Source organism: Mycobacterium sp. 1245801.1, from assembly GCF_001673055.1.
GTDB lineage: Bacteria > Actinomycetota > Actinomycetes > Mycobacteriales > Mycobacteriaceae > Mycobacterium > Mycobacterium europaeum_A.
Genome location: NZ_LZKY01000158.1, coordinates 18,614 through 37,253, shown reverse-complemented (window position 1 = coordinate 37,253; position 18,640 = coordinate 18,614). Strand labels below are relative to the sequence as shown.

The following is an 18,640-nucleotide window of genomic DNA, read 5'->3' as shown; positions in this document are numbered from 1 at the left end:
TACGGTGTCCAGATGGCCGACGGGCTGCTCGATGCCGTGCGTGTGCTCGACTTGTCGAGCGGCGTCGCCGACGCGGTCACCCGCCTGTTCGCCGACCTGGGTGCCGACGTCCTCAAGGTGGAACCGCCGGGCGGATGCCTGGGACGCGATGCGCTGCCCACGCTGCGCGGCGCCAGCATTCCGTTCGCCGTGCACAACGCCAACAAGCGCAGCACGGTGCTCGACCCGTTCGATGACGAGGACTGCGCCCGCTTCCTGGAGCTGGCCGCCGAGGCCGACATCCTGGTGGACACCGGCGCCGACGAGCGCGGGGCCATGTTCGGGACCTCCGGTGAGGAGCTGGCGGCCCGCTACCCACACCTGGTGGTGCTCTCGATCACCGACTTCGGTGCGACGGGGTCGCGGTCGTCCTGGCGCGCCACCGATCCGGTGCTGTACGCGATGTGCGGCGCGCTGTCGCGGTCGGGCCCCACCACCGGCACGCCCGTGTTGCCGCCGGACGGCATCGCTTCGGCGACCGCCGCCGTCCAGGCGGCGTGGGCCGCGCTCGCGGCGTATTACAACCGATTACGCTGCGGCACGGGCGATTACATCGACTTCTCCTGGTTCGACGCCGTCGTGATGGCGCTCGATCCCGCGTTCGGCGCGCACGGGCAGGCCGCCGCCGGCGTCCGCCGCAGCGGGCGGTGGCGGGGCCGGCCGAAGAACCAGGACGCCTACCCGATCTATCCGTGCCGGGACGGCTACGTCCGGCTGTGTGTGATGGCGCCGCGGCAGTGGCGCGGCCTGCGGCGCTGGCTGGGGGAGCCGGAACAGTTCCAGGACCCGAAATTCGACGCGATCGGCGAGCGGTTCACGGCCTGGCCGCAGATCAGCGAGCTGATCCGGGAGCTGTTCGCCGGGCAGACCATGCAGGATCTGGTGGCCGCCGGGCAGGCCAACGGGGTGCCGATCGCCGCGGTGCTGACACCCGCCCGGATCCTGGGGTCCGAACACTTCCAGGCGGTGGGCGCGATCACCGAGGCCGAACTGGTCCCCGGCGTGCGCACCGCCGTGCCGACCGGATATTTCGTCGTCGACGGCCGCCGCGCGGGTTTCCGGACGCCGGTCCCCGCCGCGGGAAGCGACGAACCTTATTGGCGCGCCAACCCGTCGGTGGTGCCGTCGTCCTCGGGCCGGCTCGGCGACTATCCCTTTGCCGGGCTGCGGATTCTGGATCTGGGCATCATCGTGGCCGGCGGCGAGCTGAGCCGGTTGTTCGGCGACCTGGGCGCCGACGTCATCAAAGTCGAAAGCGTCGATTACCCGGACGGACTGCGGCAGGCCCGGATCGGCGACGCGATGAGCGAGTCGTTCGCCTGGACGCACCGCAACAACCGGGGCCTGGGATTGGATCTGCGCAGCGCCGCGGGCAAGAAGATCTTCGGCCGCCTGGTGGCCGAGGCCGACGCCGTCTTCGCCAACTTCAAGCCGGGGACCCTTGGGGCACTGGGGTTTTCCTACGACGACCTGCGCGCGCTCAACCCGCGCATTGTGCTGGCCGAAAGCAGCGCGTTCGGCGACACGGGGCCGTGGAGCGCGCGGCTGGGCTACGGCCCACTGGTGCGCGCCACCACCGGGGTCACCCGGCTCTGGACGTCAGACGAGGCGACCGACAACGCCGCCGCGGGCCGGCACGGGTTCTACGACGCGACGACGGTCTTCCCCGACCACGTGGTGGGCCGGGTCACCGCGATCGCGGCGCTGGCCGCGCTGATCCACCGCGACCGGACCGGCCGGGGCGCCCACGTCCACATCTCGCAGGCCGAGGTCGTGGTCAACCAACTCGACACGCTGTACGTCACCGAGGCCGCGCTGGCCGCGGGCGTCACGCAGATCCGCGAGGACACCGGGCTGCATGCGGTCTATTCCTGCGCCGGTGACGACGAATGGTGCGTCATCTCGATCCGGTCGGACGACGAATGGCGCCGCGCCGCTTGGGTTTTCGATCACGCCGGGTGGGCCGAGGACCCGCGCTTCGCCACCGGCGAGGCGCGGCTGGCCCATCGCCGCGAGCTGGTGGAGCTGGTCTCCGGGTGGACCCGCACCCGTACCCCCTTGCGGGCCGCCGAACTGTTGCAGTCGGCCGGGGTCCCGGCGGGGCCGATGAACCGCCCGCCGGACGTGCTCGAGGACCCCCAGCTGGTGGCGCGGAACGTCTACAGCCCCATGACGCATCCCCTGATCGACAATCCGTTGCCGGCCGAGACGGGTCCGGCGCCGTATCGCCACATCCCGGCGGCCCGGCACGCCCCGGCGCCGCTGCCCGGCCAGCACACCGTCGAGATTTGCCGGGAGGTGCTCGGGATGAACCCCGCGGACATCCAGCGGCTGCTCGACGACGGCGTCCTGTCCGCCCCGGCCGACACCGTCTAGCGGTCGAGCCCGCAGCGCCACCCCGCGGGCGCCACGGCGAGGCCCGCCGGGACCAGATCCATAGCCACGCTAAATTCGTTCCCATGAGCGTCGACCCCACGACCCCGGTGTTGATCGGCTACGGCCAGGTCAACCATCGCGACGAGATCGACCCGGAAGGCCGCTCGGTCGAGCCGATGGACCTGATGGTGGCCGCGGCCGAGCAAGCCGCCGACCCCGCGGTGATCCAGGCCGTCGACTCCATTCGCATCGTCAACATCCTGTCGGCCCAATACCGCGACCCGGGCCTGTTGCTCGGCCAGCGGATCGGGGCGACGGACTTCAGCACGCTGTACAGCCCCGTCGGGGGCAACGTGCCACAGTCGCTGGTCAACCAGGCCTGCCTGGACATCCAGCGGGGTCACGCCCGGGTGGTGCTGCTGGCCGGCGCCGAAACCTGGCGCACCCGGCGCGGGTTGCGGGCCAAGGGCGCCAAGCTGGTGTGGACCGAGCAGGACCACTCGGTCCCGATGGCCGAAATCAGCGGCGACGACGTCCCGATGGCCGGTGACGCCGAGATCAGGATCTCCCTGGACCGGCCCGCCTACGTCTATCCGCTGTTCGAGGAGGCGCTGCGGATCGCGAACGGCGAGTCGATCGACGATCACCTCGAGCGCATCGGGGCGCTGTGGGCCCGGTTCAACGCCGTCGCGGTGGACAACCCGAACGCTTGGATCCGCAAGCCGTCGAGCGCCGACGAGATCCGCAGCGCCGGTCCGCAGAACCGTATGATCAGCTGGCCCTACACCAAGCTGATGAACTCCAACAACATGGTCGACCAGGGCGCGGCGCTGGTCCTGACCTCGGCCGGGGAGGCGACACGGCTCAAGATTCCGGCCGAGCGGTGGGTTTACCCGCACGCGGGCACCGACGCCCACGACACGCCGTCGGTCGCCGAACGTCACGAACTGCACCGCTCGACCGCGATCCGGATCGCCGGCGCGCGGGCGCTGAAGCTGGCCGGCGTGGGTATCGACGACATCGACTACGTCGACCTGTACTCCTGCTTCCCCTCCGCGGTTCAGGTGGCGGCGGCCGAGCTCGGGCTGAGCGTCGACGATCCCGCCCGCCCGCTGACGGTGACCGGCGGTCTGACGTTCGCGGGCGGGCCATGGAGCAACTACGTGATGCATTCGATCGCCACCATGGCGGAGTTGCTGGTGGCCAATCCGGGCCGGCGCGGCCTGATCACCGCCAACGGCGGCTACCTGACCAAACACAGCTTCGGCGTGTACAGCACCGAGCCACCGGCCGAATTCCGTTGGGAAGACACGCAACCCGCCGTCGATCGGGAGCCGACGACCGACGCGGCGGTCGGGTGGGAAGGCATCGGCACCGTGGAGGCCTGGACGACCCCGTTCGACCGCGAGGGCCGGCCCGAGAAGGCTTTTCTGGCCGTCCGTACGCCCGACGGGGCGCGTGCGCTGGCCGTGGTCACCGATCCCGCCGCGGCGCAGGAGTCGGTGCGGGAGGACATCGGTGGCGCCAAGGCCGCCGTCGCCGCGGACGGCAGCGCGACGCTGCAATAGCCCGGCCGGCAACATCACACCAGGTCGGCCGAACCGTTACCGGACCAACGGTCGCGTAGCCCACGCCTACTTGCCTATTGTTGAATGCTGAGGGTTGGGGGAGGTGAGCCCAGGTGCACATCCTGGTTACCGACGCCACCGGCGCACTCGGGCGGCTGGTCGCTGGGCAGCTGATCGCTGCCGGGCACACGGTCACCGGCATTGCTGAACTGCCCCATGCATGCCTGGACCGCAACGTCGAGTTTGTTTGCGCGTCGCTGCGCGATCGGGTCCTGCGGGACCTGACCGAGGAGGCCGACGCGGTGATCCACCTGGCCCCCATCGACCCGACCGCCCCGGGCAGCGCGGACATCGACGGCCTCGCACGGGTGACCGATGCCGCCGCCCGCGCCGGGTCCCGGCTGCTGTTCGTGTCGCAGGCCGCCGGCCGGCCCGAGCTGTACCGGCCGGCCGAGGACCTGGTCTCGTCGAGTTGGGGCCCCACCGTCGTGGTCCGGATCGCGCCACCGGTCGGTCGCCAGCTCGACTGGATGGTGTGCCGCACCGTGGCCACCCTGCTGCGCGCCAAGGTCTCGACCCAACCCATGCGGGTGCTTCATCTCGACGACCTGATGCGCTTTCTGGTGTCGGTGCTCGACACCGACCGCACCGGTGTGGTGGACCTCGCCAGCCCGGACACCGTCAACCTGGTCACCGCCTGGCGGGTGCTACGTGCCGCCGACCCGCGGTCCCGGCTGCATCGGGTGCGTAGCTGGTCGCAACTGGTCCCCGAGATGGATGTTTTTGCCGCGCAAGAAGATTGGTCGTTCCAATTCGGCTGGCACGCGCTTGACGCGGTCGCCGACACCGCGCGCGGACTCGTCGGTCGCCGAGTCGACACCGCGGGCGCGATCAATCACGGCGGGCGGCTCGCGCTCCCGGTCGAGGTGCTGGCCCACTCCCGACGGCCTTCCGAGGACGCCCGCAGTGCGGCACCGGAAGGCATCGAGGGCGAATTCGACGACCAGATCGATCCGAGGTTTCCTGTCTTCAGTGCGTCCCCCCTCAACGAGGCGCTGCCCGGACCGCTCACCCCGATCACGCTTGACGTCCAACTGAGCGGATTGCGCACGGCGAGCAGGGTATTGGGCCAGGCACTCGCGCTCGGCGGCGCGGTGGACGAGGAATGGGCCAGCCGGGCCGTCGCGGTGTTCGGCCATCGTCCCTACATCGGGGTCTCGGTCAACATGGTCGCCGCCGCTCAGCTGCCCGGCTGGGATCAGGAGGCGTTCGCCCGCGACGCCCTGGTCGGCCAGCCCCACATCGGGGATCCGCTGCCGTTCGGTGAGCCGGCCCTGGTAGGCGGCGCCCTGGGCTCGCTGGCCAAGGCCGTCGCGGCGGGTCGATCGGTGGCGCTGCTGCGCCACCTGCGGTCCGACACCCGCGCCTACGGCGCCGCCGCGGCCGCGGAACACCTCGACACCGGCCAACTGGCGCTGCTACCGGAGGCCGCACTGGAAGTTCGGCTGCGGCTGCTGCGCGATCGCATCCATCAAGGGTGGATCCTCAACGCGCTGTGGCTGATCGACGCCGGAGTCAGCGCCGCGACACCGGTGCGCGGCCAGGCGGGGCGCAGTGTGTCCGGGGTGGGCATGATCGCCGACAGCCATCTCGTCGACGCCGAGATCGCCGAGTTGGCGGCGGCGCTGCGAGCCGACCCGCCGTTGCGCGCGCTGGCCGCCGACGGCAACCTCGCCAGCATCCGCGCGCTGTCACCCAAGACGGCTGCCGCCGTCGACGACGCCGTCGCGCGAATCGGGCACCGCGGGCCGGGAGAGGCCGAGTTGGCCGCCACGACATTCGCCGACGATCCCACCATGTTGCTGATCGCCGCGGCCACCTGCGAACAGCCGCCGACGCCGCAGCAACGGCCAGCGCGCGCCGCCCGTGGTTCTCGGGAGCTGGCCTACGACACCACGATGCGGTTCACGCACGAACTCCGAATGACGTTGCGCGCCTTGGGTTCGCTGCGGGTCGAGGCGGACCTCATCGACGATGTCGAGGACATGTACTACCTGACCTGCAACGAACTGGTCACCCTGCCCGGTGATGCGCGGTTGCGGATCAAACGCCGCCGCACCGAACGCGAACGGCTGCAGGCGCAATGCCCACCCGAGGTCATCGACGGGGCGTGGACGCCGGTGCCGCGCGGCGCTGACGGCTCGGACCCCGAGCGCACCGCGGGCTAGTCGCTGGGGTGCGTCAACCCAGAAGCTCGCGCAGTGCCAGCGCGTTGCGGACCGCGTGGCCGCCCAGGTCGTTGTTGAAGTACATCCACACTTCGCGTCCCTCGCCGTCCCAGCCTGCGATTCGCTCGGCCCAGCGCCGTAGGTCGTCATCGGAGTAGGAGCCGGCATAGTTGGCTTCCGGATCCGGGCCGTGCATCCGGATGTACACCAAATCGGTCGTGGCACGCGGGATGCACTCCAGCCCGAGGCCACTCATCACCACATAGGCGGCGCGGCGGCGTTCCAGCAACTCGAACACCGCGGGGTCATTCCACGAGGGGTGGCGCAATTCGACGGCGACGCGGATCGATTCGGGCATCAGTGCCAGGAACGTATCCAGGCGCGCGTCGTCGCGCTGTTGCTCGGGGTGCAACTGCGCGAGCAGCACCCCGTGCCGATCTCCCAGCAGGCGCCAACAACGTTCGAATCGTTCGATCCACGGTTCGGGTGAGGCCAGCCGGCGATAGTGGGTCAATCCGCGATGAGCCTTGACCGACATGGTGAAACCCTCCGGCAGCTGGCGGCGCCAGCCCGTGAAGGTCGAATCCTGCGGCCACCGGTAGAAACTGGCGTTCAGCTCGACGGTGTCGAACACCTCGACGTAGCGGGCGAGGCGGCGCCCCGACGGCGTTCCCGTCGGATACAACACATTCGCCCAGTGGTTGTAGGACCACCCTGAGGTACCGATGCGTATGGTCACGGGCCGCTCAGCCGGTCACCCGCTGACGCACATCGTCGTCCAGCGACGCCCTGACCAGCGCGGCGGCCAACCTCGCATTGGCGTGCGGCGCAAGGGATCCCAGCTTCGCCGGCGCGGCGGGCAGACCCAATTGCTTGGCGGTGCCGGTGGCCCGGTCATCGAAATACGGGCGCACCCAGGTCCACACGTCTTGAACTTCGCGCAGGTAGATGTCGGCGCCGGTGTCGCCGATTCCCTTGAACTGCTTGAGCATCCGTTTGGCCGCTGCGGCATCATGCCGGCTGCGATCGGCCAGACGGCGCAGATCGCCGGAGTAGTCGTCGCGAACCCGGTCGGCCATATCCGCCAGCCGGGTCGCCGAGCTCTCGTCGTAGCGCACGTAGTGGGCACGCCCGAACGCCTCGATCATGGTGTGCCGGTCGGCCGCCTGCACGGCTTTGGGTGTGCGCAGGCCGGCTTTGAACAGCTCACGCGCGGCGGCCGTGGCGATGCCGGCGTCGATCGGCTTGCTGGCAAGCATGCACAGGACCAGCAGCTGAAACAGCGGCATCGGCTTGTCGCTCAGCTTGATACGCGCCTGCGCCGCATAGGTCGTGCCGGCAACGTCGAGAAGTCGTCGCACCCGCTTGTCCATACGCACCCGCGTACCCGCGCCCCGCGCGAGCAAACCGCACGCTACTTGGGCGGCAGGGTGCGCGCGTAGCCGACCCCACGGTTCACCCACCCCTGCAGCTGCCGCTTGGTCCGCACCCCGGCGGCCTCGACACGCAGCCAGCCGCGCACCTCTCGGCCGCCCATCACCATGGGGTGGACGTGCGTTCGCCGCAGCAGCGACTCGAACTCGGCGGAGGACGCGCGTACCAGCAGTCCGCCCTGCCCGCTCACGGCCACCGACATGTTGCCGTCGACCAGGAACGCCAGGCCGCCGAACATGCGCTTCTCCTCGACGCCGGACTCCGATCCCAACAGTTCGCGGATCCGGTTGGCCAGGTCTTCGTCGTAGGCCATGAACCCTTCAGTCCAGATCGACGCGGATGGTGAGCAGGTCGCTGCCCATCAGGCGCACCATCGCGCTGTTCATCCGCGGCAGCTCGCCCAGCCGCCGCACGGCATCGTCGTCGGGCAGCAGGTGCGCTGTCCCGCTGCGCCACCGCCCGCCAACCCGCACGCGCACAGCCGGATTCGCTTTGATGTTGCGAACATAGTCGGAGTGCTCGCCGTGTTCGGCGACCATCCAGAACCGGTTGTCCACGACGCGGCCACCCACCGCGGTCCGGCGCGGTTGCCCGCTCTTGCGCCCGGTGGTTTCCAGCATCGTCGTCGGCAGCTGCCGCCCCACCGGGTTGACGAGCAGCCGCTGAACCCGATGGACCACTTGCCGTTTCAGTGTCGCGAAGTCGCTCATGCCGTCGATTCTGCCGCAAACGAGAACAGCCGCCACATGCGCGGCGGCTGTCTCGTTATGCGGTTTTACGTGGCGTAGGCCACGAATTGGCCGCCGGGCAGGAACACGCCCCACTGGTTGAAGTCCGGGTTGAATACCACCGGGTAGTCGCCCGGTTGGCCCGGCGGAGTCCAGCGAGCCGGGTACCCGTAACCGATCGGGTCGTTGAAGTGCCCCGGCGGCGGGAATCCGCGCTGCCCCGGCGGAAGCGGGGTGCCCGGGCCGTTGCAGTTGGCGCCGGGGCCGCCGACGCAACCCGGCACCGGCGGATTCGGCCCATGCGGGTCGGCCTGCGCCGACCCGGCACCGATTCCCAGCGCACCGGACGTCAAAGCACCCGCGATCGCGGCGCTAGCAGCAATTCTGTTCAACCTCATGATGAACTCCTTATCCGGCCGGTCGACCGCCTACCGCGGCGTCACGGCAGTGATCTGTTGTTCGTCCACCCGCGCCGTTTGACGTCGGGTTAGAGGTCATTCCCCCCTCGGCTGGTCTTCCCTCTGCGCTGACAGATACCCGGCCCCGGGGGAAGCCAAAACTTCTTGCCTTGCCCCGGGGCCATGGCGTCGTCACTAGCTCGACACGGGTTCAACACCGCCTAGACAGCGTCATGCGGCCACGGTGGCGGCCTGCGCCGCCGGCTCCAGGGCCTGCGCAACGATCTCGGCGACATCGGTCATGGGCCGCACGTCCAGCGCCTCGAGCACCTCGGCGGGCACGTCGTCCAGATCGGGCTCGTTGCGCGCCGGAATGAAAACCGTTGACAGACCGGCACGTTGGGCCGCCAGCAGCTTCTGCTTCACCCCACCGATCGGCAGCACCCGACCGTTCAGCGTGACCTCACCGGTCATGCCGACGTCGGAACGGACCTGACGCCCGGTCGCAATCGACACCAGGGCGGTCACCATGGTGACACCGGCCGACGGGCCGTCCTTGGGCACCGCACCCGCGGGGACGTGGACGTGGATGCGCCGGTTCAACGCCTCGGGCTCGACACGGAGCGCGTCGGCGTGGGAGCGCACGTAGGACAGCGCGATCTGCGCCGACTCCTTCATCACGTCGCCCAGCTGGCCGGTCAACTGCAAACCCGGTTCCCCGTCGGTGGCGCCGGCCTCGATGTAGAGCACGTCACCACCCAGGCCGGTCACGGCCAGGCCGGTGGCCACCCCGGGCACCGCCGTGCGTTCGACCGATTCCGGCGTGAATCGCGGGCGGCCAAGGTAGCCAACCAGATCCGGCTCGTCGATGGTCAACGGCTCCGGGTTGGCGGCCAGCTTGGTGGTGGCCTTGCGCAGCGCCTTGGCCAACAGCCGCTCGAACTGGCGCACGCCGGGCTCGCGGGTGTAATCCGCCGCGATCTTGCGCAACGCCGCGTCGGTCACCGCGACCTCGTCCTCGGTCAGCGCCGCGCGCTGGCGCTGCCGGGGCAGCAGGTAGTCACGCGCGATGGCGACCTTGTCGTCCTCGGTGTAGCCGTCGATCGCAACCAGCTCCATGCGGTCCAGCAGGGCGGACGGAATGTTCTCGATCACGTTGGCGGTGGCCAGGAACACCACGTCGGACAGGTCCAGGTCCAAATCCAGGTAGTGGTCGCGGAAGGTGTGGTTCTGCGCGGGGTCGAGCACCTCGAGCAGCGCCGCGCTCGGGTCACCGCGAAAGTCGGCACCGACCTTGTCGATTTCGTCCAGCAACACAACGGGATTCATCGATCCCGCCTCACCGATCGCACGCACGATCCGGCCCGGCAACGCTCCCACATAGGTGCGCCGGTGCCCGCGGATCTCGGCCTCGTCGCGCACACCGCCCAGGGCGACGCGGACGAACTTGCGGCCCAAAGCCCTGGCCACGCTCTCGCCCAGCGACGTCTTGCCGACCCCGGGGGGACCGGCCAGCACCATCACTGCACCGGAGCCGCGCCCGCCGACGACCTGGAGCCCACGCTGGGCGCGGCGCGCCCGCACGGCCAGGTACTCGACGATGCGGTCCTTGACGTCGTCCAGCCCGTGGTGGTCGGCGTCCAGGATTTCCCGGGCCGCCTCCAGGTCCGTGGAGTCCTCGGTCCGGACGTTCCACGGCAGGTCCAGGACGGTGTCCAGCCAGGTGCGGATCCAGCCGCTTTCCGGGCTCTGCTCGCTGGACCGTTCCAGCTTGCCGACCTCGCGCAGCGCGGCCTCGCGCACCTGCTCGGGCAGCTCGGCGGCCTCGACGCGGGCACGGTAGTCATCCGAGCCGTCCGGTTCGCCCTCGCCCAGTTCCTTGCGGATGGCGGCCAGCTGTTGGCGCAGCAGGAACTCCTTCTGCGTCTTCTCCATGCCCTCGCGCACGTCCTCGGCGATCTTGTCGTTGACCTCGACCTCGGCCAAATGCGAGCTGGTCCAGTCGATCAGCACCCGCAGCCGCTCGGTGACGTCGACGGTCTCGAGCAGTTGCCGTTTCTGCGCGTTGGTCAGGTACGAGGCGTAGCCGGAGGTATCGGCCAGCGCCGACGGGTCGGTCAGCCTGTTGACGTAATCGATGATCTCCCACGCTTCGCGGCGTTGCAGCATGGCCAGCAGCAGCTTCTTGTACTCCGCCGTGAGCGCCTTGATCTCGTCGGTCGTCTCGCCGTCGGGGACCTCGGTCACCTCGACCCACAGGGCCGCACCGGGCCCGGACGCTCCCGCCCCGATCTGCGCCCTGCGCTCACCGCGCACCACCGCGGCGGTGCCACCGCCGGCGATGCGCCCGACCTGCAGGATTTTCGCGATCACGCCGTGCGAGGGGTAACGGTCGTCCAGTCGGGGGGCGATCAGCAGCTGTCCCGATTCGCTCGCCGCAGCGGCATCGATCGCCGCTCGGGCGGCGTCGTCCAGCGCGATCGGCACCACCATTCCGGGCAACACGATGGTGTCAGTGACAAACAGCACCGGCACCGACTTGGCTTCAGCCATCAAATCCTCCAAAAGTTGAGTCTGATGCGCTTAACCCAGCCGGGCGCCGGTTTGTTCCCGGGGACCCCGGCCGTTGCGGGTGTGCGGCCGGCGTCACACCGGCGGCAACGGGCCCAGCCGTCGCAGTTGCGTGACGTGCTGGGGGGAGAGCTCCTCGAGGCAGGTGACGCCGAGCAGCGCCATGGTCCGCACAATCCCGCTGCGGAGGATGTCGATCGCGCGGCTCACCCCCGCCTCACCGCCGGCCATCAGGCCGTACAGGTAGGCGCGCCCGACCAGCGTGCAGCGGGCCCCCAGCGCGATCGCGGCGACGATGTCGGCGCCGGCCATGATGCCGGTGTCCACCAGGATCTCGGTGTGTTGCCCAAGCTCCCGCGCGACGGTGGGCAGCAGGTGAAAGGGCACGGGGGCCCGGTCCAGTTGGCGCCCACCATGATTCGACAAGACGATGCCGTCGACGCCGCGGTCGACGACGGCGCGCGCGTCCTCGAGTGTCTGAATCCCTTTCACGACGAGCTTGCCGGGCCATTGCGCCTTGATCCACTCCAGATCGTCGAAGGTGAGGCTGGGATCGAACATCGTGCTCAGATACTCGGCGACGGTGCCGGGCCAGCGATCGAGCGAGGCAAACGCCAGCGGCTCGGTGGTCAGCAGATCGAACCACCATTTCGGGTGCGGCACGGCATCGAGCACGGTGCGCAGCGTCAGTGTCGGCGGAATCGTCATGCCGTTGCGGTTATCCCGTAGCCGGGCACCGGAGACCGGGACGTCGACGGTGGCCAGCAGCGTGTCGAAGCCCGCGTCGGCGGCGCGCCGCACCAGGGCCATGGAGCGCTCGCGATCGCGCCACATGTAGAGCTGGAACCACTTTCGGCCCTGCGGGACGGCGGTGACGAGATCCTCGATCGCACAGGTACCCAAGGTGGACAGCGAAAACGGGATCCCCACGTCGGCCGCCGCTTGCGCTCCGGCGATCTCGCCCTCGGTGTGCATCAAGCGGGTGAATCCGGTGGGGGCGATCCCGAACGGCAACACGACCGGCTGCCCCAGCACATTCCAGCCGGTGGTGACCTGGGAGACGTCACGCAGAATCGTCGGGTGAAACTCGATGTCGCGGAACGCTTGTCGTGCGCGTTGGATGGACAGTTCGTCGTCGGCGGCCCCGTCGGTGTAGTCGAACGCCGCCCTCGGGGTGCGGCGCCTGGCGATGGCTCGCAGATCCTCGATGGTGTACGCGGCGTCGAGGCGGCGCCTGGTCGCGTTGAGCCGGGGCCGCTTGAACTGCATCAGCGGCGCGAGGTCGCGCACCTTGGGCACTCGTCGTCGGACTGCCATGTGTGCAACCGTAGTCAAATGGACTCGACAGGCGACCCGTTCGATCTCAATCGCTTTGTGGACGCGCAGGAGCCGGTGTACGGCGACGTCATCGCCGAGTTGCGCGCCGGGCGAAAACGCAGTCACTGGATGTGGTTCGTCTTTCCGCAGCTGCGCGGGCTGGGCGGCAGCGCCATGGCGGCACGGTTCGGCATCGCCTCGCTCGACGAAGCCGACGCCTATCTGCGCCATGAGCTGCTGGGGCCACGGTTGCATGAGTGCGCCCGGCTGGTCGCCGCGGTGCAGGGGCGCTCGATCGGCCAGATCTTCGGTTCGCCGGACGACCTCAAGCTGTGCTCGTCGATGACGCTGTTCGCCCGCGCGACCGAGGACAACGCCGACTTCGTCGCGGTGCTGGACAAGTATTACGACGGCCGCCAGGACCGGCTGACCTTGGAGCGGCTGGCGACGCCCTAGGCGACGCCGTGAAAAGCCGGGCCCTAGACCGGGCGCAGGATCCGCCAGCCGCGGGGCTCGACGGCAACGGTGTCGACGACCTCCTGCGGCGGGGCGGCCGATCCGCCGATCACCTCGGCGCGAGCGGTGCCCAGCTTCGGCAGCGTCACCCGCAGCGGCTCGTCGTCGATGTTGAGCGCCACCAGCAGGGCATCGTCGCCGTGGCGCGTCTCGTACACGTAGCGCCGGTTTTCCAGCAGCCGGGCGGTGGTGGTCGCCGCATGTAACCACGGGTAGCGGCGTCGCAGCCCGACCAGGTATTGGTGCAGCCGCCAGGTTTCGACGCCGAAGTCATCGAGTTGCAGTGGGGGAGAGCCGAACTCGGGGCGAACCGCGTCGTCACCGCCGAAGCGTTCCTCCTTGACCCCCCGGAATCCCAGTTCGTCGCCGGCGTACACGCTGGGCACCCCGCCGACCGTCAGCAACAGCACCAGCGCGTGGGCGACGTGTTCGGGATTTTCCAGCCGGCTGGCGATGCGGGTGACGTCGTGGTTGCCGATGAAGGTCAGCGGCGCGAAGCAGGTCAGAAACTCGTTGTGGCGCTGCAGCGCCCAGTCCAGCTCGAAGAAATTGCCGTCGTTGAGGCCGCTCCAGATCGCCTTCCACAGCTCGTATTGCGTGGCCGAGTCGAAGGTGGCGGCCTCCACGACCGCGGCGTAGTCGCCGTGGATGAGTTCCCCGACGAACCAGGCGTCCGGGTAGCGCTTCCGCACCCGCGGCAGCGTCGATGCCCAGAAGTGTTGCGGCACAGCATAAGCCGCGTCCAGTCGCCAGCCGTCGGCGCCGCGACCCAGCCAGTGTGCCATGACGTCGACGGCGTAGTCGGCCACCTCGGGGTTGTCGTGGTTGAGGGTGATCAGTCCCTCGTGGCCTTCGAAGGTGTGAAATCGGCCGGGCCGTCCGCGAAACCAGCGTGCGGCCGCGTCGTCGTCGGCGGCGGCCTCGCGGTAGCGCGCGAAATCCTGGCCGACGTGATTGAACACCCCGTCGAGCAGTACCCGCAGTCCGCGGCGATGAGCCTCGGCGATCAGGTGGTCGAAGTCGTCGTCATCGCCCAGCCGGGGGTCGATGCGGTAGTGGTCGGTGGTGTCGTAACCGTGTGTGCGCGAGGCGAAGACGGGTCCCAGCGCAAGGCCGGAAGCCCCGAGTTCGATGGCGTGGTCCAGCCAGTCGACGAGCCGCCGCAACCGGTGCTCCTCCGGTTGCGGCGGCTCGTCTGCCTGCGGTGCGGGAAACGCTCCCACGAACCCCAGGGGATAGACCTGCCACCAGATCGCGTGCTGGACCCAGGCGGGTCCGGTCACGGTTCTGGTCACGACGGCGCGATCAGCCGACGGTGGCCAGCGTCTGGGAGGCGATGATCGCTTGCGCCACGCCGGAAATGATCGCCGCGGCCTTCAACGCCTCCTGGATGGTTTCCCGGCTGACGCCGGCCTCGCGCAGCGTGTGCTCATGGGCGGCCACGCAGTCCGGGCAGCCGTTGATCGACGACACCGCGAAAGACCACAGCTCGAAGTTCGCCTTCTCCACGCCGGGGTTGGCGATGATGTTCATCCGCAACCCCGCGCGCAGATCGTCGTACTTGCCGTCCAGGAAGCCCCGGCCACGGTAGAACACGTTGTTCATGCCCATGATCGATGCGGCTCCCAGCGCCGCGTTGTAGGCCTCGGCGGACAGGATGTCGGCCGCCTCGGCCCCGATCTCGGCGAGCACCTGGGTGTTGCGCGTCGCCGCGGCGCTGGCCAGCAGGGTGCCCCACAGCTGCTCCTCGTTGAGCTCGGTCGTGCGAGTGATCGAGCCCAGGTTGAGCTTGAGGTCCTTGGCGTACTCCGGCAGCGCTTCTTTGAGGTTTTCTAGGCTCATCTTGCCTCCTTCTCCGAACCTTATGCGATCCAGGCCGGGATCAGGCCGACTGCTTGAGCAGCTCGGTGGCGTCCAGCGTCGGGTCACCCTTGCGCCAGTTGCAGGCGCACAGCTCGTCGGACTGCAGTGCGTCCAGGACGCGCAGCACCTCTTCGACGTTACGACCCACCGAACCCGCGGTCACCGAGACGAACTGGATCTCGTTGTTCGGGTCGACGATGAAGGTCGCCCGGTCGGCCACGCCGTCGGCGTTGAGCACACCGGTGGCCAGGCTCAGCTCCCGCTTGATGTCCGCGAGCATCGGGAACGGCAGCTTCTTCAGGTCCTCGTGCTGGGCCCGCCAGTTGAAGTGCACGAACTCGCTGTCGATCGAGACACCCAGCACCTGCGCGTCGCGGTCGGCGAATTCGTCGTTGAGCTTGCCGAACGCGGCAATCTCGGTCGGGCATACGAAGGTGAAGTCCTTCGGCCAGAAGAACACCACGCGCCACTTGCCGGCGTGGTCCTCGTTGGTGATGGTGGTGAAGTAGTCCCCAGGCTGCTTGGCGTCGACCTTGGACAGATCGCCCGCGATCAACGCAGTGAGCTCGTAGGCGGGGAACTGGTCGCCGATGGTCAGCAGAGGCATATCGCTCCTTATCTGGAATTACTCAAGATTAGATGTCCTCCACCATGTTGCCGCGTAGCCTTATTGAAGTAAAGGTGATATTTCCCACTAGACTCATAGGCATGACCGATAAGACTTATCAGCCCACTATCGCCGGCCTGCGCGCGTTCGTGGCGATCGCCGAGAAGCGGCAATTCAGCAGTGCCGCAACGGATCTCGGCGTCAGCCAGTCGACGTTGTCGCAGGCGCTGGCGGCGCTGGAGGCGGGCCTGGGCACCCAGCTGGTCGAGCGGTCGACGCGGCGTGTCTTCTTGACAACGCAGGGCACGGAACTGCTCCCGCGCGCCCAGGCGGTCGTCGAGGCCGCCGACGCGTTCAGCGCCGCCGCGGCCGGGTCCACCGACCCGCTGCAGACCGGCGTGCGGCTGGGGCTGATACCGACGGTGGCGCCCTATGTGCTGCCGACCGTGCTGGCCGGCGTCGCCGAGCGGCTGCCGGGCCTGACGTTGCGGGTGACCGAAGACCAGACCGAACGGCTGTTGGCGGTGCTGCGTGAGGGCGCACTGGATGCGGCCCTGATCGCCCTGCCCGCCGAGGGTGCCGGTGTCACCGCGATCCCGATCTACGACGAGGATTTCGTCCTCGCCCTACCGCCCGGCCATCCGCTGGCTGGCAAGCGCCGGGTTCCGGCGACCGCCCTGGCCGACCTGCCGCTGCTGTTGCTGGACGAAGGCCACTGCCTGCGTGATCAAGCACTCGACGTCTGTCACAAGGCGGGGGTGCGGGCAGAGCTGGCCAATACCCGGGCGGCCTCCCTGGCGACCGCGGTGCAATGCGTGACCGGCGGCCTGGGCGTCACGCTCATTCCACAGAGCGCGGTGCCGGTCGAGGCCTCGCGCAGCCGCCTGGGCCTGGCGCAGTTCGCCGCACCCCGCCCGGGGCGGCGGATCGGCTTGGTCTACCGGTCATCGAGCGGGCGCGACGAGTCCTATCGCCGGCTGGCCGAGCTGATCGGCACAGTGATCAGCAGCCAGCACCAGGTGCGGCTGGTGAAGTAGGCCTACCCGGTGCCCGCCCCGGGTAGGTTCTGCCTATGGAAAAGGTGATCGCGGTGCTCAGGCGGGCCGAGCCGGATGACGCGTGGTGTGCCCGGCAACGGGGTCACGTCGCCGACGCGCTGCTGCAACTGGGCGTCGCCGGGCTGCAGATGAATGTTCGGGACAGCACCGTGCGCCACTCGCTGATGACGCTGACCACCCTGGACCCGCCGGTCGCGGCGGTGGTGAGCATGTGGACCCAGCAGTGCTACGGCGAGCAGATGACGGCGGCGTTCAAATTCCTCGCCCAGGAATGTGAACAGCTCGCCGCGTATCTGGTGACCGAATCCGTCCCGCTGATGGCTCCAACCGTCGAATCCGGCGCTCGCACACCGGGTTTGGCCAACGTCGCGCTGCTGCGCCGGCCCGCCGACATGGACCAGGCGACCTGGCTGACGCGGTGGCAGGGTCACCACACCTCGGTGGCGATCGAAACGCAGTCGACGTTCGGCTACACCCAGAACTGGGTGGTGCGGGCGCTGACCCCGGATGCGCCGGGAATCTCCGGCATCGTCGAGGAGTTGTTCCCGATCGAGGCCATCACCGACCTCCACGCTTTCTTCGGAGCCGCCGATGACGACGACCTACAGGACCGGATGGGGCGAATGGTCGCCAGCACCAGCGCCTTTGGCGCCAACGAGAACATCGACACGGTGCCGACGAGCCGGTACGTCTTCGCCAGCCCGTTCAACGGATGAGGGGCTCTCATGACGACACTGCGCGACGCGGTCGCCTTGGCCGCGACGGAAAGCGGCCTGGCGGTGGTGTCGACCGTCCGCGCTGACGCGACGGTCCAGGCTTCGCTGGTGAACGTGGGGCTGCTGACGCACCCCGCGGACGGCCAGCCAGTTCTCGGCTTCACCACCTACGGCAAGGTCAAGCTGGCCAACCTGCGGGCCCGACCGCAGCTGGCCGTCACCTTTCGCAACGGGTGGCAGTGGGCGACGGTCGAGGGCCGCGCCGAGCTGGCCGGCCCGGCCGACAGCCGGCCCTGGCTCACGGACGCCGATCAGTTGCGGCTGCTGCTTCGCGACGTGTTCACCGCCGCGGGCGGCACGCACGACGACTGGGACGAATACGACAGGGTGATGGCCGCCGAGGGTCGCGCCGTGGTGTTGATCGCGCCAACCCGCGTCTACAGCAACGGCTAGCCTGGTTAGGCTGCTGGCGTGACGCTGCAGATCGATGACGACAAACGGGTACGTACCCTCACACTGAACCGGCCCGAGGCGCTCAACGCGTTCAACGAAGCCCTCTACGACGCCACTGCCGAGGCGTTGCTGGCCGCCGCCGACGATCCCGAGGTCGCGGTCGTGCTGCTGACCGGCGCGGGCCGTGGTTTCAGCGCCGGTACCGATCTGGCCGAAATGCAGGCACGCATCACCGACCCGGACTTCACCCCGGGCAAGCATGGCTTCATCGGACTGATCAGCGCGCTCAGCGCTTTTCCCAAGCCGCTGATCTGCGCGGTGAACGGCGTCGGCGTGGGCATCGGCGCCACCATCCTCGGCTACGCCGATCTGGCGTTCATGTCGTCGACCGCCCGCCTGAAGTGCCCGTTCACCAGCCTGGGCGTGGCGCCCGAAGCGGCATCGTCATACCTGCTGCCCCAGCTGGTGGGCCGGCAGAACGCGGCCTGGCTGCTGATGTCGTCGGAATGGGTCGCCGCCGACGAGGCCCTGCGGATGGGACTGGTCTGGCGGGTCTGCGAACCCGACGAGCTGCTGACGCAGGCCCGTCAGCACGCGGAAATCCTTGCCTCCCGGCCGATCTCGAGCTTGATGGCCGTCAAGCACACCATGATGGAGCCCGTCCGGCCCGAGATTGTGGCGGCCACCGCCCGCGAGAACGCCCACTTCGCCGAGCTCATGGGCGCACAGGCCAACGCCGCGGCGCTGGCCGCGTTCAACAAAAGTTGA

General features: G+C 69.1%; 18 protein-coding genes. 8 read left to right on the top strand and 10 right to left on the bottom strand.

All coding sequences use genetic code 11. The annotated features are described in order from the left end of the window. Nucleotides 1-12: 12 nt before the first annotated feature. From A5622_RS09835 to A5622_RS09825, 3 genes are all read left to right on the top strand, one after another. Nucleotides 13-2,415 (top strand): CoA transferase, encoded by a 2,403-nt coding sequence (locus A5622_RS09835; RefSeq protein WP_066878185.1) that lies wholly within the window; start codon nt 13-15, stop codon nt 2,413-2,415. Between the two features lie 83 nt (nt 2,416-2,498). Further along, on the top strand, nt 2,499-3,983 hold the full coding sequence (locus A5622_RS09830) for an acetyl-CoA acetyltransferase (RefSeq protein WP_066878182.1): 1,485 nt from the start codon (nt 2,499-2,501) through the stop codon (nt 3,981-3,983). A 113-nt stretch (nt 3,984-4,096) separates the two neighbouring features. Next, entirely contained in the window at nt 4,097-6,211 is a 2,115-nt protein-coding gene (locus tag A5622_RS09825) for an NAD-dependent epimerase/dehydratase family protein (protein WP_066878180.1), read from the top strand. A gap of 13 nt (nt 6,212-6,224) precedes the next feature. Here the strand turns inward: A5622_RS09825 and A5622_RS09820 are convergent, their stop codons facing one another. The 7 genes from A5622_RS09820 to A5622_RS09790 all read right to left on the bottom strand — a co-directional run bounded on the left by A5622_RS09820 (nt 6,225) and on the right by A5622_RS09790 (nt 12,659). Further along, entirely contained in the window at nt 6,225-6,950 is a 726-nt protein-coding gene (locus A5622_RS09820) for a DUF72 domain-containing protein (protein WP_066870786.1), read from the bottom strand. 7 nt (nt 6,951-6,957) lie between these two features. Continuing rightward, nucleotides 6,958-7,584, bottom strand: a complete 627-nt coding sequence (locus A5622_RS09815) for an endonuclease (protein WP_066878179.1) — start codon at nt 7,582-7,584, stop codon at nt 6,958-6,960. Between the two features lie 41 nt (nt 7,585-7,625). Then, the gene (locus A5622_RS09810) at nt 7,626-7,958 is read right to left on the bottom strand and encodes a TfoX/Sxy family protein (protein ID WP_066878177.1); all 333 of its coding nucleotides are present in this window, start codon (nt 7,956-7,958) and stop codon (nt 7,626-7,628) included. Between the two features lie 7 nt (nt 7,959-7,965). After that, entirely contained in the window at nt 7,966-8,355 is a 390-nt protein-coding gene (locus A5622_RS09805) for a nitroreductase family deazaflavin-dependent oxidoreductase (RefSeq protein WP_066870781.1), read from the bottom strand. Between the two features lie 65 nt (nt 8,356-8,420). Beyond that, nucleotides 8,421-8,771, bottom strand: coding sequence for a hypothetical protein (locus A5622_RS09800; RefSeq protein WP_066878175.1), 351 nt, complete (start codon nt 8,769-8,771; stop codon nt 8,421-8,423). A gap of 231 nt (nt 8,772-9,002) precedes the next feature. Continuing rightward, nucleotides 9,003-11,324 (bottom strand): endopeptidase La, encoded by a 2,322-nt coding sequence (lon, locus tag A5622_RS09795; RefSeq protein ID WP_066878173.1) that lies wholly within the window; start codon nt 11,322-11,324, stop codon nt 9,003-9,005. 93 nt (nt 11,325-11,417) lie between these two features. Further along, nucleotides 11,418-12,659 carry an alpha-hydroxy acid oxidase gene (locus A5622_RS09790; RefSeq protein ID WP_066878171.1) on the bottom strand — a complete coding sequence of 414 codons (1,242 nt, stop codon included), beginning with the start codon at nt 12,657-12,659 and terminating at the stop codon, nt 11,418-11,420. 18 nt (nt 12,660-12,677) lie between these two features. Here A5622_RS09790 and A5622_RS09785 point away from each other — a divergent pair, with 18 nt between their 5' ends. Further along, a complete protein-coding gene (locus A5622_RS09785) occupies nt 12,678-13,115 on the top strand; it encodes a DUF1810 domain-containing protein (protein ID WP_066878169.1) in 438 nt (145 codons plus the stop codon). Nucleotides 13,116-13,138: 23 nt separating this feature from the next. Here A5622_RS09785 and A5622_RS09780 read toward each other — a convergent pair whose 3' ends face one another. The 3 genes from A5622_RS09780 to A5622_RS09770 are packed head-to-tail and all read right to left on the bottom strand — an operon-like array spanning nt 13,139 to nt 15,645. Then, complete coding sequence (locus tag A5622_RS09780; RefSeq protein WP_082994560.1) at nt 13,139-14,470, bottom strand: alpha-amylase family protein; 1,332 nt, start codon at nt 14,468-14,470, stop codon at nt 13,139-13,141. A 10-nt stretch (nt 14,471-14,480) separates the two neighbouring features. Continuing rightward, the gene (locus tag A5622_RS09775) at nt 14,481-15,017 is read right to left on the bottom strand and encodes an alkyl hydroperoxide reductase (protein WP_066878167.1); all 537 of its coding nucleotides are present in this window, start codon (nt 15,015-15,017) and stop codon (nt 14,481-14,483) included. Nucleotides 15,018-15,057: 40 nt separating this feature from the next. After that, nucleotides 15,058-15,645 (bottom strand): peroxiredoxin, encoded by a 588-nt coding sequence (locus A5622_RS09770; protein ID WP_066870766.1) that lies wholly within the window; start codon nt 15,643-15,645, stop codon nt 15,058-15,060. A gap of 101 nt (nt 15,646-15,746) precedes the next feature. On the opposite strand from A5622_RS09770, the gene A5622_RS09765 reads away from it, so the two are divergent. The 4 genes from A5622_RS09765 to A5622_RS09750 are packed head-to-tail and all read left to right on the top strand — an operon-like array spanning nt 15,747 to nt 18,640. After that, entirely contained in the window at nt 15,747-16,682 is a 936-nt protein-coding gene (locus tag A5622_RS09765) for a hydrogen peroxide-inducible genes activator (protein WP_066870763.1), read from the top strand. A gap of 35 nt (nt 16,683-16,717) precedes the next feature. Then, nucleotides 16,718-17,419 (top strand): EthD domain-containing protein, encoded by a 702-nt coding sequence (locus A5622_RS09760; protein ID WP_066878165.1) that lies wholly within the window; start codon nt 16,718-16,720, stop codon nt 17,417-17,419. A 9-nt stretch (nt 17,420-17,428) separates the two neighbouring features. Further along, the gene (locus tag A5622_RS09755) at nt 17,429-17,872 is read left to right on the top strand and encodes a TIGR03618 family F420-dependent PPOX class oxidoreductase (protein WP_066878163.1); all 444 of its coding nucleotides are present in this window, start codon (nt 17,429-17,431) and stop codon (nt 17,870-17,872) included. A gap of 18 nt (nt 17,873-17,890) precedes the next feature. After that, the gene (locus tag A5622_RS09750; RefSeq protein ID WP_066870755.1) at nt 17,891-18,640 is read left to right on the top strand and encodes an enoyl-CoA hydratase/isomerase family protein; all 750 of its coding nucleotides are present in this window, start codon (nt 17,891-17,893) and stop codon (nt 18,638-18,640) included.